The sequence below is a fragment of the Gilliamella sp. Occ3-1 genome, assembly GCF_001690655.1.
Taxonomy (GTDB): Bacteria; Pseudomonadota; Gammaproteobacteria; order Enterobacterales; family Orbaceae; genus Gilliamella; species Gilliamella apicola_P.
On record NZ_LZHQ01000004.1, the window covers coordinates 163,167 to 178,037 of the forward strand.

Sequence of the window (14,871 nt, forward strand, 5' to 3'; positions counted from 1 at the left end):
TAATTTATAAATAAATATTAGACTAATATTAAATCCGCCGATCTTTGTATCGATCGGCGGAAATAGAGATAGTAATTAAATGACTTAACAAAACTGCTACTCATAAACAAAATTATCGACCAATAATGATATATCAAATTGAACCAATCGGTATTATCCGCTCACCGTATAGTGAAAAATTTGCCGTTCCAAGGCAACCCAATCTAGTTAGTGCAGGACAAGGGGAACTTTATTTATTAGCACCTTATAATGACCCTATCAGTGTAAAAGGATTAGAACAATTTTCACATTTATGGCTATTATTCCTATTTCACCATGTTGCCCCTGAAAAATGGAGATTAACCGTTCGCCCTCCTCGTTTAGGCGGTAATAAAACAATGGGCGTGTTTGCTACACGATCGCCATTTAGACCTAATCATATTGGGCTTTCAGCAGTAGAGTTAAAAGATATCATCATAGAAAATAAGCAAGTAGTCTTAAAATTAGGAAGTCTCGACTTAGTCGATGGCACACCAATTATTGATATCAAGCCTTATCTCCCTTATTCCGATAGCCACTCAGAAGCACTTGCAGGATACGCACAATCTACTCCTGAAAAAAAAATAACAGTAGAGTTCTCACAAAAAGCACGATTATCTTTGGAGTTACAAAAACAAAGTTATCCTCAACTCGCCGAATTAATTACACAAGTAATATCCCAAGATCCAAGACCAGCCTATAAACAAAAAAACATTAATGAACAAGCATACGGACTTGCACTTTACCATTTTAATATTAAATGGAGAATCGTAAATCAACACGCCATTGTTGAAGATATTTATGTAGGAATTAAATAAAAATAATTTTTATGAATTTTAAAAAGTTAAGGCTAAAAAATTTTTTATTAATTTCAATGTAAAATAATTTTGTAAATTTTCTTTACAAGATTTTTATATAAAACAGATAAAATAGATTGGTATCTTTTTTTATTCTGTTAAATTAAATATGGATTTAATTCCCTATATTTTCACTTTACCACTATGGTATTAGTAGCCTTAGTGGTGTTTTTCTATGAAAATCAATGATAATTTAGGTTACTTTTACTTCTAATTTCAGCAATATCAATTGCATCAAACAGATAATGCTTTCCACAATAATCACAATGGATATCAATCTCCCCCTCGTTTTCCTTTAGGATTTCATCAATCTCATTAGCTGGTAAAGTCATTAAACTATCTTCACAACGTTGACGTGAACATCCACACTTAAAAGTAATATCATGCGTTTCAAAAAGACGTACTTCTTCTTGATTATATAAACGATATAAAATCTCATCAGTAGAAAGTTGAAATAACTCATCACTAGTGATTGTCTCAGTTAAAGCGCTAACATGTTCAAATGATTCAACTGTATTTTTATTAGCAGGTAAAACTTGCAATAAAATACCTGCTGCTATTGGTTTATTATCATGTACACCTGTTTTTACAAATAGACGAGTAGGGAGCTGTTCTGATTGCATAAAATAATTTTCGATACAACCAATAAGTGTATCTTTTTCCAGCCCAACGATACCTTGATAACGCTCACCATTTTTAGGGGTGATAGTAATAACGACATAGCCATTACCCACCATTTCTTTAAGTGTTGCATTATCAGCGATTTCACCACTAACCCGAGCAACACCTCGTAGCTGCTGTTGATCATTACCATTAATAACCGCTAAAGATAACGCTCCATCACCTTGTAACTGAACAGCAATATCACCTTCAAATTTTAGTGTTGCTGTTAATAAACTAGTTACAACCAATAATTCACCAAGCAATTTTTGTACTGCAATTGGATAAGTATGATTATCTAAAATTGCTTGATATGTCTGTTCCAGACGGGTAATTTCACCACGAATAGGGTGATTATCAAATAAAAAACGGTTTAAAGTATCCATATTAATCATTGCCATCTTTTTGCCTATCATATTTAAATTTAATCAAATTACGTCGTTCCTTTTTATCAGGCCGTCTATCTGGATGCGGCATTGTTAATGCATTAAGTTTACGCGCTTGTGCTATTTTTTCTCGTTTTGTAATGCTATCAGGAGTTTCTTTATAAAGCTGTTGGGCTTCAATAGCCGTTCTTCGTTGTTCACTAATGGCTAAAACCCGAACTGTTTTTTGATCAGAACCTTGGCGAAGCGTTAAGATTGCACCGACTTCAACAAGCTTACTTGGTTTGGTACGTTGGCCATTATAATGCACTTTACCACCGTCAACCATTTCTCGTGCTAACGATCGAGACTTATAAAATCTTGCCGCCCAAAGCCATTTATCTAATCTTATAAGCACTATTACTACCTCATATTACTTATTATTGAGTTTTTTAAGCTCAAATGAACATAATAACTTAAACATCTTAACGATGTTATATAAGGATGCTTTTGTAAAAATCAATGCGCAAGATTAATGATATACTCATTCCCATTTGCCGAAAATTTACCTGATAAATTAAATGGTTGTAATTTACCATGTAAATTAGCTGAGTAATTCATAGCATTTGGCGGTTTTTTTATCAATTTCCAATTTTCTAGTAGCAAGCTTGTTACGCCATAAGCATCAAATTGCAAAGATAACAGTTCATTTTGCGATAAATCAACTTTTGCTCTCGACTCAATTATTCCCCCATTAGTTAAAGAACTGAAAGTTAATGAAGGATAGTTATCAGAATCAAATTTGAGAACAAGATCTGGATAACGAATATCAATTCGATTTAACGAAGCTTTTTCAGATTTCAAAAAAAAAGTTCCTGAAAATAGTCCTAATTTTTGCGCTTTTGCTAAAGTGATATCTTTACCTGAAGCTTGAAAATTATATAAACTAAAAGGAAAATCGCTCTGCTTTCTAATTATCAAACTTTGAAAAATATTCAGCTTATCAAGCTTAATATTTCTAAAAATATTAGGTAACAGACTCTGTCCTAAATTTTCAGGAATCTCATAGACAATATCCGCTAGCATTAATTGATCTAGATGTAAGGTATTATCTTTCCACTTACCAGAAAAAGTTATACTACCTTTATTCCATTTTGCTAATACTTTTTGAATTGTCGCTTCTTGGTTTTGGAATGATAATTGTGCTAATACCGACGAAAATAACTCATCATGCCAAACAATTTCCTCAGCAGTAAAAATAACGGAACCCTGATCAAAACTCCATTGCCCTTCATAACGAAGATTCGTCGCTTCAATATTGCCTTTTTCTATTAAAAAACTAGGCAGCTGAATACTACTTTCCTGTATTAATAATTGTTTGATTGTTAGCTTTGGTAGGACATGAGAATATTTATCAAAAAAATCATCATCAGTTGATTGAAAATGTATATTATGCAAATTTAATTGTTCGATATTTAAAATATCGTCGGCCTGTATTTTTAATTTACTAACAAAAAATCCGTCATTAATATTCCCACCTAAATTAGTAATGGTTGTAATACCATCTCGATGGAATCCTTGAATAAGCAAGGATTTTATTGATATTTGATTTAACAAAGTTTCTTGCGAGGTAAAATCAAATTGATATTTATCTGCTCCTGATGAAGAAAAAGGTTGAAGCCCCCCATTGATTTTTGTGAAAGAAAATTTGTCCTTTCCATTATTGGCCAAAATATTAATGGTTGAATCAACAAATCTTAGTGTATTTGCTGAAAAAGCATAATTACTAGATTGAGTATTATTAATAGTGCCATTAATAACAGTAACATATTTAAAATGACTTAATTGCCATAGATCATTTTTATCAAACCCCACAACTAATTTAGGAACATTAACAATCTCTTGATTATTATCATTGACAACAACATCATCAAAAATCAGTTCATAAAAATTTGAAAAAGAGTGATTAACACTGCCGATTGAGATTGTATATGAACTTAATTTGGATAATTGTTGACTAATTATTTTAGCTCCAAACGAAGTTTGCACGATAAAATAAGACAACAATACCAAAAACCAAATAATGGTTAGGAAGATGATTATATAAAATCGTAATCGTCGCATAAATAAATATAATTGTTATAATCAACTACTGGTAGTTACATTACGATAACCGATTTTAATCAAAATATCATCTTATTTTCGGTATAAATAATTTGTTATTAAGTCAGCTTTACAGTTAATATATAATTATTCACTATAATGTTTTTAAATAACCAAAAGAACAATTAACTTTCTCTTTCTTTTGATTAAGATAAGTGATAGTTACTTTTTATTTACTAAATGAGTAAAAACGGGAGATACTTAGATGAAACAAATCCCAATGACAGTCAAGGGAGCTGAACTATTACGAGCCGAATTAGAAGAGCTAAAAAATGTTAAAAGACCACAAATAACGGCAGCAATAGCAGAGGCAAGAGCTCATGGAGATTTAAAGGAAAATGCTGAATACCATGCAGCAAGAGAACAGCAAGGTTTTTGTGAGGGTCGTATTCAAGAAATCGAAGGTAAATTATCACAAGCTCAAATTATTGATATTACCAAAGTAAAAAATACTGGTCGTATTATTTTTGGTGCTACAGTAACAGTAATAAATATTGAAACGGACGAAGAGACAACATATCGTATCGTAGGAGATGATGAAGCTGACTACAGACAAAATCTTATTTCAGTCAACTCACCTATTGCCAGAGGTTTAATCGGCAAAGAAGACGGTGATACAGTACAAATTAAAACGCCAGGGGGGGATGTTGAATTTGATATTATTAAGGTTGAATATATCTAATTATTAAATAAATCAATTACAAAAGTAGATGATAAATGCAACAGGGCTAAGCCCTGTTGCATTTATTTAGGTAGGGAAATTTTCTTATCTTCGCTTGGTCTAAAAATAGTGAAATTAGAACCAACCAATTGCACTGGTAACGCTTTTGTTTCGCGTACAATTGCATCACAAATAAGCTTTTTTGTTTCACGATCTTCAGCAGAAACCTTAATTTTAATCAACTCATGGAAATTTAAAGCGTTGTCAATCTCGGCAAGTACACCTTCGGTAAATCCATTAGCCCCAATCATCACAATAGGTTTTAAATAATGAGCTTCACTTTTTAAATACTTTTTTTGTTTATTCGATAAATTCATTAAATTTTTATCACATTAAGTTGTAATTTTGCTATTCTACCCTTATATATGTTTGTAATCAATGAAGTGACCTCTTACATTAAGGATTTATTAGTTGTGAGTAATAAAAAACGCTCAGCAAGTTCAACTCGTTGGCTCAATGAACATTTTAATGATCGCTTTGTACAACAAGCACAAAAAAAAGGGCTCCGTTCTAGAGCGTGGTTCAAACTTGAAGAAATTCAAAAAAGTGACAAATTATTTAAGCCAGGAATAACGGTTGTTGATTTAGGAGCAGCTCCTGGCGGTTGGTCACAATATGTTGCATCGCTTATTGGCAATAAAGGACGTATTATTGCCTGTGACTTACTTCCTATGGATCCCATTGTTGGTGTTGACTTTCTTCAAGGCGATTTTCGGGATGAAGCAGTTTTAAAAGCGTTACTTGAACGGGTTGGCAAAGAAAAAGTCCAAGTAGTCATGTCAGACATGGCACCAAATATGAGTGGGCAACCCGCAGTTGATATACCAAGAGCAATGTATTTAGTTGAACTAGCGTTAGACATGTGTAAAGACGTGCTTGCTCTTAATGGTAATTTTATTGTTAAAGTGTTTCAAGGTGAAGGATTTGAAGCGTATCTAAAGCAAGTACGTTCGATGTTTAAAACTGTCAAAATTCGAAAACCTGAGGCTTCACGCGCAAGGTCACGAGAAGTTTATATTGTTGCAATGGGTATGAAGTAGCCAGTTGTATAATTTTGTAGTACTATATTTCGTTAAATTTAGTCGTAACTATTAATTTTTATGAGAGGTTTTTCTTTTGAACGACATGGTAAAGAATTTACTGATCTGGGGAGTTATCGCTGTAGCATTGATTGTTGGATTTAGCCAATTTAGCTCAATATCTAATAGCGGACCTCAAGTCAATTATACTCAATTTAATTCCGATATCGCAGCTGGTAATCTTCAAGAAGTGCATATTAACGGACGAGAAATTGTTGCCACAACAAAAAATAGTGGCAATTATGTTACCTATATCCCGTACCTTGATGAAAAATTAATGGATGATTTATTAGCCAATAAGGTGCCAGTCTATGGTAAACCTGATGAAAAACCAAGCTTAATACTTAGTATTTTTGTCTCTTGGTTTCCTATGATTTTACTTATTGGTTTTTGGTTCTTCATGATGCGCCAAATGCAAGGCGGTGGTAAAGGGGGACCAATGTCGATAGGCAAAAGTAAAGCTCACATGCTAACTCCCGATCAAATTAAAACTAAATTTACCGATGTTGCCGGTAGCGAAGAAGCAAAACAGGAAGTGACTGAAGTAGTTGACTTTCTACGTGATCCAGGAAAATATCAGAAATTAGGCGGACGTATTCCAAAAGGAATTTTAATGGTTGGACCTCCTGGTACAGGTAAAACATTACTGGCGAAGGCCATTGCCGGTGAAGCGAATGTACCTTTCTTTAGCATTTCAGGTTCAGATTTTGTTGAAATGTTTGTTGGTGTGGGTGCGTCGCGTGTACGTGATCTGTTTGAACAAGCTCGCAAACACTCTCCTTGTATTATTTTCATCGATGAAATTGATGCTGTAGGTCGCAAGCGTGGTGCAGGTTCAATGGGAGGGCACGATGAACGTGAACAAACACTAAACCAAATGCTAGTTGAAATGGATGGATTTGAGGCCAATAGTGGTATCATCATCATTGCTGCAACGAATCGAGTTGATATTTTAGATCCTGCGTTACTTCGTCCAGGCCGTTTTGATCGCCAAGTTCAAATTGGCTTACCAGACATGAAAGGTCGCGAGCAAATTCTTGCCGTACATGTACGCAAAGTACCATTAGGAACGGATATTGACTTATCTGTTCTTGCAAGAGGTACGCCAGGCTACTCGGGTGCAGAATTAGCAAATTTAGTCAATGAAGCAGCTTTATTTGCTGCACGCCGTAATAAACGTGTAGTGACCATGGAAGAATTTGAAGAAGCTAAAGATAAAATCAACATGGGAACTGAAAGACGTTCATTAACCATGACTCAAGAGCAACTTGTTTCAACTGCGTATCATGAAGCAGGGCACGCAATTATTGGTCACTTAATGCCTGATCATGATCCAATCCATAAAGTTACCATTATTCCACGAGGACGAGCTCTCGGTGTGACTTTCTTTCTCCCTGAGGGTGATCGAGTTAGTGAGAGTCGAGAAAAATTAGAAGGTGATATTGCAACTCTTTATGGTGGACGACTAGCTGAAGAGTTAATCTATGGCGCAAACAAAATATCCACTGGTGCATCGAATGACATAAAAGTTGCCACACAATACGCAAGAGCGATGGTAACACAATGGGGATTTTCTGATCGTTTAGGTCCACTATTTTACGAAACCGATGATAATTCATATGGGCGACCGAAAGATATTTCGGACGAAACAGCTCGAATTATTGACGAAGAAGTCAAAGCAATTATTGATCGTAATTACCAGCGCGCACGTAAAATATTAACAGAGAATATTGATGTACTTCATGCAATGAAAGATGCTCTAATAAAATATGAAACTATTGGTGCAAAACAAGTTGCTGATTTAATTGCTCGTCGTCCTATTACCACTCCTGATGATTGGACAGAAAGTGACGAACAAGCAGCGAACAAAATACCAAATGAAGGAAGTGATACGCCACCTAAATCAGAAAGTTAAAATACTTAAATAAAATATAACGCGCCTCGGCGCGTTTTTTATCAATAAAATAAAAATATCTAATGAACAAATTTGCTGTAATAACATAATAAATATATTGAAAATTTAACCTTAATCTACTGCATTTTAAATTAAAAAAATAGAGCTCGTAATCATGGAAATACATTTTCAAAATCAGACAATAGATCTTTCTTTTCCACAAATCATGGGCATTGTTAATATGACGCCTGATTCGTTTTCTGATGGCGGAAATTATAACAATCTTGATGACGCCATGCGTCGTGTTGACAGCATGATTCAAGCTGGCGCAACATTTATTGATGTAGGGGGCGAATCAACACGCCCCGGTGCTACCGAGGTATCAGTTGATGAAGAGCTAAACCGTGTTGTGCCATTAGTTGAAAAAATTGCTCGTTATTTTGATGTTTGGATTTCGGTTGATACCTCAAAGCCACAAATAATGACTGAATCAGCTAAAGCAGGGGCCCACCTAATTAATGATGTTCGAGCCTTAACAGAGCCAGGTGCACTTGAAGCCGCAACACAAACCGGCTTACCAGTTTGCGTCATGCACATGCAAGGCGCCCCCCAAACCATGCAAAATGCACCACACTACGAGCAAGATATCTATCAAGAAGTCGATGATTTTTTTGCAAAACAGATCGAACGCTGCATAAGCGTAGGCATTGACCGCCAAAAAATCATACTAGACCCTGGTTTTGGATTTGGTAAAACATTAGCACACAATTACCGACTATTAGCAACGCTTGAACGGTTTCATCATTTCAACCTGCCTTTATTAGTAGGTATGTCCCGAAAATCCATGATAGGACAAGTGCTAAATATGCCACCGCAAGAACGCATGTTAGGCAGTGTATCTTGTGCGGTGATAGCGGCAATGAAAGGGGTGCAGATTATTCGTGTGCATGATGTAAAAGAAACGTTTGATGCATTAAGAATTGTACAAGCAACTCTTGCAGAACAAGGCTAATTGCATAAAGAAAGGCTTTTAGTTAAATGGTTGGGTTTGAATTGTTGACACATTTTGTAATAGCAATATTTTTCTTTTGAGATTGAAAAAATTATTATGTTTTCTTCTTATAAAATCAATTAGGTATTGCATTAATTTTGTTTATGTTTTCAATTGAAGGTGATTTTTATAATTTATAGTTTTCACTCAAGGTTTAGTCTGGCTTCTTTTTCGTGTGGAAATCTTTCTGCAAAAAATTTGAAGCTATGAGCTTTGAATCTCTAAGTATAGAGCAGATGGTCTCGAAGCGATGAGTATTAGATGATACAAGTAATTTTAGTGGGTTTCCGTATAAGAACATCTAAATCGGACATTATCACTATTGCTAGTTACTACAATCAAAGGGATAAAATATCCCAACCCTTATCGTGAAATAGCCTTTAGAAAATACCTTAATTTTTAAACAAAAAATAGACCTAAAAAAACAATAAAACCAACATAATTATTATTTAAAAAAGCTTGAAAGCAAGGTTTTCGTTCTCGATTTTTGATTAGCCATTGTTGGTAAATAAATAGCATTGCAATAAGCAATAAAGCAATATAAAAAAACAATGATAATTGGTTGATGATACCAATCATGACTAACCCAATTACCACAACTGCCTGCAATATCCCTATAATTAACTTATCATATTGTCCAAATAAAATAGCAGTAGATTTTATACCAATTTTTACATCATCATTGCGATCAACCATTGCATATTCTGTATCATAAGCAATTGTCCAACAAATATTAGTAAAGAAAAGCAACCAACAGGTTAATGGGAACTGCTCAGTAGTAGCTGCATACACCATCGGAATACTCCAACCAAATGCGATACCTAAGATGACCTGAGGTAAATGGGTATAACGTTTCATAAACGGATAAATCAGTGCTGTTAATAATGCAAAACAGCCTATCAACCATGATAGTTTATTTAAAGTTAGCAATAAGCAAAGTGCAATAAGTAATAATACAAATAACATCCATAATGCGTTTTTTTTAGTCAGTGCACCACGAGCCAGTGGGCGATTTTTAGTCCGTTCAACATGTGCATCAAAATGACGATCAGCATAATCATTCACCACACAACCTGCTGAGCGCATTACAAATACGCCAAGTATAAAAATAACTGTTATATAAATAGAAGGATGACCTGCAAGCCAGATTGCCCAAAGAGTCGGCCAGAGTAAAAGCAATGAGCCAATAGGCCTATCTAATCGCATTAGTTGTAAATAAGCTAACATTAATATTAATTACCTTGAAAAAGCATAGCGTGCGTGGATTATACCGATTACGATAAAAGCTGCAATGTTATAGTATGACAAGTTATAATCCAGTATTAAGTAAAATAATCATTCACCTGAAATAACTATTTTTTAATAGAAAAATATAATTAAAGTATCTGCAAATATTGCTCAGCAATCATAGCTAATGCGCGATAAAATGGACTTATCTTATTTTGCTTCAGCTTTTTTAAATAGGTTGGAGACCAAATTAATAAATGTTCATTGATTAACTGTTTTGCTGCTGTATAGTTATTATTTTCAAGCAGCATGGCGTAAGCCATTAGCATTAATCCAAATTGGTCTTCAGGTTCGTTGATACCTGTATTGAGTATTACCCCGTGTTGCTGTAAAAATTGACGATAGCGCTCTTGTGATTCGCCCATTAATAATTGTTTTTGATCTAAATAGATCGATCCCCATGGTGGCGCAGACATGCTACCCTGTCCTTCAAATAATAGTGAAAATTGGTAATTAAGTTCTGAGTTGTTGATTTGAGTCGCAATTATTTGGCACTGTTCACCAATAAGCACGGCATTTTGCCAGTTAGTGATATGCTCAATTTGACATAAGGTATCAATGAGTGGTTTAACCGTTTGATGATCTGGTGGATAATAAAAAAAAGCACCTAATACTTTGGCTAAAATGGTAGATGTGAGTTTATCTAAATGCGTTGCTTGGTTATTTTTCATTAAATCGCTACCTGACTATAAGTGTATCGTATTGATGATACATTACATCGGAATTGTCCATAAGTTATAAAATGCAATACGCCCACTGATTTCGCCAATGAAGATACCAATAAAGGCAATGCTATAAATAATTGTTGAATTACGTTTTTGCCAAATGTTGATAGTCATTAATATTAATGCCATGATTAATAGTATGCATTCAATCATCATCCAGCTATGTTGTTGATGAGTAAGTTCTGGTGCGATTGTGGCCATTAAGTGGGTATAAGGTACTTTCAATAAAATAATAAATAAGCTTCCTGTCATACAAGCCATATAACCATGTCGCGGTAGTCCTAATAGTGTGATAGCAGCGCCTCCTAAAGCTAGCATGGCAGTGTACATTTGTATCGCGGTGTAATAGGTGTTCCATGTTTTTACGGTTGGTAACATATAGGTTAATACAATCGTCCAAACAAAAAATAGACTGATGATAGTTAAAAGTGTTGCCAATATTTGCTCTAAGTGCGGAATTTGCTTGAGTTGCAAACAAATCTTTTTGATTATTTTTAATTTATTGGTATTCGGATGTAGTACATAATAGTTTATTAGCACCCATGCAAAGGTAACACCGAATAATACGCCAAAGGTGAAAATTTCATTACTCATTGGTGATCGCCCAATACCAAATATAACATTTAACGCGCGCAAGGGTTTACCTAGATGAAACGAGGCTATCGCCATACCTATAGCCATAAAAATTAGAGCGATTATATTGATTTTTTGGATAATAATATTCCGATTTGGGTCACGATTAACTAAATAAAATAGCCCTCCTAACCATACCATACCAGCGGATAACTGCCCAAATACAGTAAAAAAAACCAATGGTAATTCATGCATATAACTCATACCTCCTCAGGATTAAGTACTTTACCTAATGTATCACCAGATGCCTTGGCATGTGCATGTGGTTTTATCACAATATTAGGTTTAGTAAGCTGTGAACTTGGTAGTGGTGCAATATTGCATTCATCACCATAGCGATGACGCAGTTTCTCTATTTCGTCAAAATCTAACGCACGCTGAGGGCAAGATTCAACGCATACTGGTTTTAAACCTTTAGCCACACGTTCATAACAGCCATCACATTTTGACATGACCTTTTTTTGATGATCATATTGCGGTGCTCCATAAGGACAACGCATTTCGCAATATCGACAACCAATACAAACATCTTGATTAACAACCACTAAACCATCTTGCTTTCGTTTATGCATTGCACCTGTTGGGCAACCTTGTACACAGGCTGGTTCTTCACAGTGATTACATGAGATAGATAAATAATAGGTAAAGGTATCGTTTTGCCACATACCATCAACCTGCTGCCAAGCACCTCCACCATATTCATAAACACGGCGAAAATGAACACCTAAAGCATTGTCTTTTTCGTCTTTACAACTGAGTTGGCAGGTTTTGCAACCGGTACATTTTGATGAATCAATATAAAATCCATATTGCATTTTTATTATCCGCTCTTTAATTTACGACGTTAATCCTGTAACCGATAATGGTTTAACTTCAACCAGATTGGTATGCTGCGGATTCGATTTTGCAAGTACTGTTGGGCGCAATGATGTTAAGCGATTAATACATCCGCCAATATCAATCCCAGCTACATTAGTTTTAGCCCATAAACCTTGAGGAATCGCAATCACACCTGGTAATATCCTTGGCGTAACTTTGGCAGGAATATACACACGACCACGATCGTTATAAACTTCAACCAATTGCCCATGCTTAATCTGCCTTTGCTCAGCGTCAAATGGATTGATCCAAATGCTACTGGCAACAGCCTCACGCAATTGCGGTAAATTACTGTAAGAAGAATGACATTGGCCTTTGGTATGAAACCCAATAAGTTGCAATGGGTATTTTTTACGTTTTGGTTTATCTTCACTGCCTTCAATAGCAGGCAAATATGCCGGAATTGGATAAAGTTTATCATCTTTATCAAACTCCCACTCACTGGCAATTTTTGCTAATGCCTCCGAATAAATTTCGATTTTTCCTGATGGTGTACTTAAAGGATTTTTAAGAGGATCTTCTCTAAATGCTTGTAAACCAATCTGAGTATCACTATTAGTTAACTTACGATCAATTACCCCCATACCATCGGTTTCGGCAAAAGTTGGCAGATTAGGATTTTGTTTGCGGAGTTTTTCATAGCAATATTCTATCCACTCATCTTGAGTACGACCTTGTGTAAATTTATCTTTTACGCCCAGCTTTTCAGAAAGATCGGTTAATACATCATAAGCTGCCCGGTTTTCCCAAAGAGGTTTAATAGCCCGTTGCATTCGAATTAAATAACTATAAGCACCTGATGCATAAGAGTTATTAATCAAATCATTATTTTCTACCGATGACACATCGGGTAGCAGTAAATCTGCATATTTGGCTGATGCGGTCATATGCGTATCCCAAACAAGAATAAATTCACATTTAGATTCATCTTGCAAAATTTGGTGAGTACGATTGAGATCAGCATGTTGATTACCAATAACATTACTTGCATAACTCCAAATAAATTTAATACCAACATCAAGTTTATCTTTACCAAGTAAATAAGAGTTTTTAGCTGTCATACTAAGCGGATTTTCAATCGCTTTGGTCCATAAAAAAAATGGGATACTGGTTTTAATTGGATTTAGCAAACTTAAACTAGGAACAGGATAAGTCACACTTCCACCCCAGGTTCCAATATTAGTGCCACGTTTACCAAACTGACCAGTGATAATAGGCAATATCATAATAGCCCTTGTGGTATGTTCACCATTTTGCCAACGTTGAGCTCCCCAACCTTGAGAAATCCATGCAGCTTTAGCATTAACAATATCCAGTGCTAGCTTACGAATTTGTGCCGCAGCAATACCTGTCTTTTTCGCTGCCCATTCTGGTGTTTTAGGCGTTCTATCGTCACCCAATCCGAGAATATAAGATTTAAAATCACTAAAAGGCGGTGCACTGTCAGGCAATGAATCAGCGTTCCAACCGACACAATATTGATTGAGCATCGCATCATCAATACGATCTTCTTCAAGTAAAGCATAGCCAATAGCAGCAACTAACGCAGCATCGGTACCGGGAATAATCGGGATCCACTCAGCATTATAACCGACAACACTTTCACTACGTCTTGGATCAATAATAATTATTCTTGCCTTACTTTGTGATAATGCATTAAATAGCTCTGTAACTTGCCCACCACCAGACATTCGGGTTTCAGCAATATTTTGCCCAAACATTACAACTAGATCGGAATATTTTATTTGGTCTAATAAAGATTCTTTTGCATTACCATAAATATAGGGTTGAATGGCGGTTATCTGTCCACTTGAATAGTCACCATGATAATTCAAGTAACCACCAATAGTACTCAAAAACCGCTTACATGCACTGCGTCCCGAAATATTTGCACCTGTAGTACCAGTACCATATTGATAATAAATTGCCTCGTTGCCATACCGATTAATGGTATATTTAAGTTTATTGGCTAGTAGACTAATGGCTTCATCCCATGAAATACGTTTAAATTTACCCTCACCACGTTTACCAATGCGTAGCATAGGATACTTTAAGCGTTCAGGATCATAAGTTCGCCAACGAACAGATCTGCCACGAAGACAAGGGCGAATTTGATGCAAGCCAAAAACAGAATCATTAATTCCTTCTTCTGACGTTATTTTAGTAATAATATCGTTTTTGACATGAACTTTTAAAGGACAACGACTACCGCAGTTTACTAAACAAGCACTATAAACAATTTTTTCTTCATCTGTGGAATTAGTAGGGATTATGCTACTTTTAGCATTAGTTTTTGGAACTGCATAGACAAAAGGTAGCTGCATATTATTCGTTAGCGCTGCTACACTTGCTATAGTTAATGATTTTTGTAAAAAATTACGCCGACTTATTTTATTTTTTAATTTGCTCACACTATTTCCCGATGTTTATATGGGATATATTGATAATAATACTAAAAAATAAATAAACAAACTAAAAGCAACAAAAAATTGCCATTAATTGACATGAACTCAATAAGAGGATTATCAAATAGATTAGT

General features: G+C 35.1%; 14 protein-coding genes. 5 read left to right on the forward strand and 9 right to left on the reverse strand.

Annotated elements, in window-relative coordinates:
- Positions 1 to 122 precede the first annotated feature (122 nt).
- Entirely contained in the window at positions 123 to 836 is a 714-nt protein-coding gene (gene tsaA / locus A9G43_RS01585; protein WP_442903305.1) for a tRNA (N6-threonylcarbamoyladenosine(37)-N6)-methyltransferase TrmO, read from the forward strand.
- Between the two features lie 221 nt (positions 837 to 1,057).
- Here the strand turns inward: tsaA and hslO are convergent, their stop codons facing one another.
- From hslO to A9G43_RS01600, 3 genes are all read right to left on the reverse strand, one after another.
- The gene (hslO, locus tag A9G43_RS01590) at positions 1,058 to 1,936 is read right to left on the reverse strand and encodes an Hsp33 family molecular chaperone HslO (protein WP_218058577.1); all 879 of its coding nucleotides are present in this window, start codon (positions 1,934 to 1,936) and stop codon (positions 1,058 to 1,060) included.
- Positions 1,923 to 2,318 carry a ribosome-associated heat shock protein Hsp15 gene (gene hslR, locus A9G43_RS01595; protein WP_218058578.1) on the reverse strand — a complete coding sequence of 132 codons (396 nt, stop codon included), beginning with the start codon at positions 2,316 to 2,318 and terminating at the stop codon, positions 1,923 to 1,925. Before hslR ends, hslO begins: the two co-directional genes overlap by 14 nt.
- Positions 2,319 to 2,419: 101 nt before the next feature.
- Entirely contained in the window at positions 2,420 to 3,964 is a 1,545-nt protein-coding gene (locus A9G43_RS01600; protein WP_141673992.1) for a hypothetical protein, read from the reverse strand.
- A 304-nt stretch (positions 3,965 to 4,268) separates the two neighbouring features.
- Here A9G43_RS01600 and greA point away from each other — a divergent pair, with 304 nt between their 5' ends.
- Positions 4,269 to 4,745: a transcription elongation factor GreA gene (greA, locus tag A9G43_RS01605; protein WP_065606045.1), complete on the forward strand. Its 477-nt coding sequence runs from the start codon at positions 4,269 to 4,271 to the stop codon at positions 4,743 to 4,745.
- A gap of 62 nt (positions 4,746 to 4,807) precedes the next feature.
- Here the strand turns inward: greA and yhbY are convergent, their stop codons facing one another.
- A complete protein-coding gene (gene yhbY / locus A9G43_RS01610) occupies positions 4,808 to 5,101 on the reverse strand; it encodes a ribosome assembly RNA-binding protein YhbY (RefSeq protein ID WP_065606047.1) in 294 nt (97 codons plus the stop codon).
- A 96-nt stretch (positions 5,102 to 5,197) separates the two neighbouring features.
- On the opposite strand from yhbY, the gene rlmE reads away from it, so the two are divergent.
- The 3 genes from rlmE (at position 5,198) to folP (ending at position 8,769) form a co-directional block, all read left to right on the forward strand.
- Positions 5,198 to 5,824, forward strand: coding sequence for a 23S rRNA (uridine(2552)-2'-O)-methyltransferase RlmE (gene rlmE, locus A9G43_RS01615; protein WP_065606049.1), 627 nt, complete (start codon positions 5,198 to 5,200; stop codon positions 5,822 to 5,824).
- A gap of 76 nt (positions 5,825 to 5,900) precedes the next feature.
- Positions 5,901 to 7,778, forward strand: a complete 1,878-nt coding sequence (ftsH, locus tag A9G43_RS01620) for an ATP-dependent zinc metalloprotease FtsH (protein ID WP_081297980.1) — start codon at positions 5,901 to 5,903, stop codon at positions 7,776 to 7,778.
- Between the two features lie 154 nt (positions 7,779 to 7,932).
- Positions 7,933 to 8,769 carry a dihydropteroate synthase gene (folP, locus tag A9G43_RS01625; protein WP_065606051.1) on the forward strand — a complete coding sequence of 279 codons (837 nt, stop codon included), beginning with the start codon at positions 7,933 to 7,935 and terminating at the stop codon, positions 8,767 to 8,769.
- Positions 8,770 to 9,207: 438 nt separating this feature from the next.
- Here the strand turns inward: folP and ubiA are convergent, their stop codons facing one another.
- The 5 genes from ubiA to A9G43_RS01650 all read right to left on the reverse strand — a co-directional run bounded on the left by ubiA (position 9,208) and on the right by A9G43_RS01650 (position 14,743).
- Complete coding sequence (gene ubiA / locus A9G43_RS01630; protein ID WP_065606053.1) at positions 9,208 to 10,035, reverse strand: 4-hydroxybenzoate octaprenyltransferase; 828 nt, start codon at positions 10,033 to 10,035, stop codon at positions 9,208 to 9,210.
- A 149-nt stretch (positions 10,036 to 10,184) separates the two neighbouring features.
- Positions 10,185 to 10,766 carry a TorD/DmsD family molecular chaperone gene (locus tag A9G43_RS01635; RefSeq protein WP_065606055.1) on the reverse strand — a complete coding sequence of 194 codons (582 nt, stop codon included), beginning with the start codon at positions 10,764 to 10,766 and terminating at the stop codon, positions 10,185 to 10,187.
- 42 nt (positions 10,767 to 10,808) lie between these two features.
- Positions 10,809 to 11,657 (reverse strand): dimethyl sulfoxide reductase anchor subunit family protein, encoded by an 849-nt coding sequence (locus tag A9G43_RS01640; RefSeq protein WP_065606057.1) that lies wholly within the window; start codon positions 11,655 to 11,657, stop codon positions 10,809 to 10,811.
- Positions 11,654 to 12,268: a DMSO/selenate family reductase complex B subunit gene (locus A9G43_RS01645; RefSeq protein WP_065606059.1), complete on the reverse strand. Its 615-nt coding sequence runs from the start codon at positions 12,266 to 12,268 to the stop codon at positions 11,654 to 11,656. The genes A9G43_RS01640 and A9G43_RS01645 overlap by 4 nt, the downstream gene beginning before the upstream one ends.
- 21 nt (positions 12,269 to 12,289) lie before the next feature.
- Positions 12,290 to 14,743, reverse strand: a complete 2,454-nt coding sequence (locus A9G43_RS01650) for a DMSO/selenate family reductase complex A subunit (RefSeq protein ID WP_065606061.1) — start codon at positions 14,741 to 14,743, stop codon at positions 12,290 to 12,292.
- Positions 14,744 to 14,871 lie beyond the last annotated feature (128 nt).

Bases quoted from the DNA above. Each gene is read 5' to 3' on its own strand.
- hslO (WP_218058577.1), bottom strand. From the start codon at position 1,936: ATGGCAATGATTAATATGGATACTTTAAACCGTTTTTTATTTGATAAT.
- greA (WP_065606045.1), top strand. From the start codon at position 4,269: ATGAAACAAATCCCAATGACAGTCAAGGGAGCTGAACTATTACGAGCC.
- yhbY (WP_065606047.1), bottom strand. From the start codon at position 5,101: ATGAATTTATCGAATAAACAAAAAAAGTATTTAAAAAGTGAAGCTCAT.
- folP (WP_065606051.1), top strand. From the start codon at position 7,933: ATGGAAATACATTTTCAAAATCAGACAATAGATCTTTCTTTTCCACAA.
- ubiA (WP_065606053.1), bottom strand. From the start codon at position 10,035: ATGTTAGCTTATTTACAACTAATGCGATTAGATAGGCCTATTGGCTCA.
- A9G43_RS01635 (WP_065606055.1), bottom strand. From the start codon at position 10,766: ATGAAAAATAACCAAGCAACGCATTTAGATAAACTCACATCTACCATT.
- A9G43_RS01640 (WP_065606057.1), bottom strand. From the start codon at position 11,657: ATGAGTTATATGCATGAATTACCATTGGTTTTTTTTACTGTATTTGGG.
- A9G43_RS01645 (WP_065606059.1), bottom strand. From the start codon at position 12,268: ATGCAATATGGATTTTATATTGATTCATCAAAATGTACCGGTTGCAAA.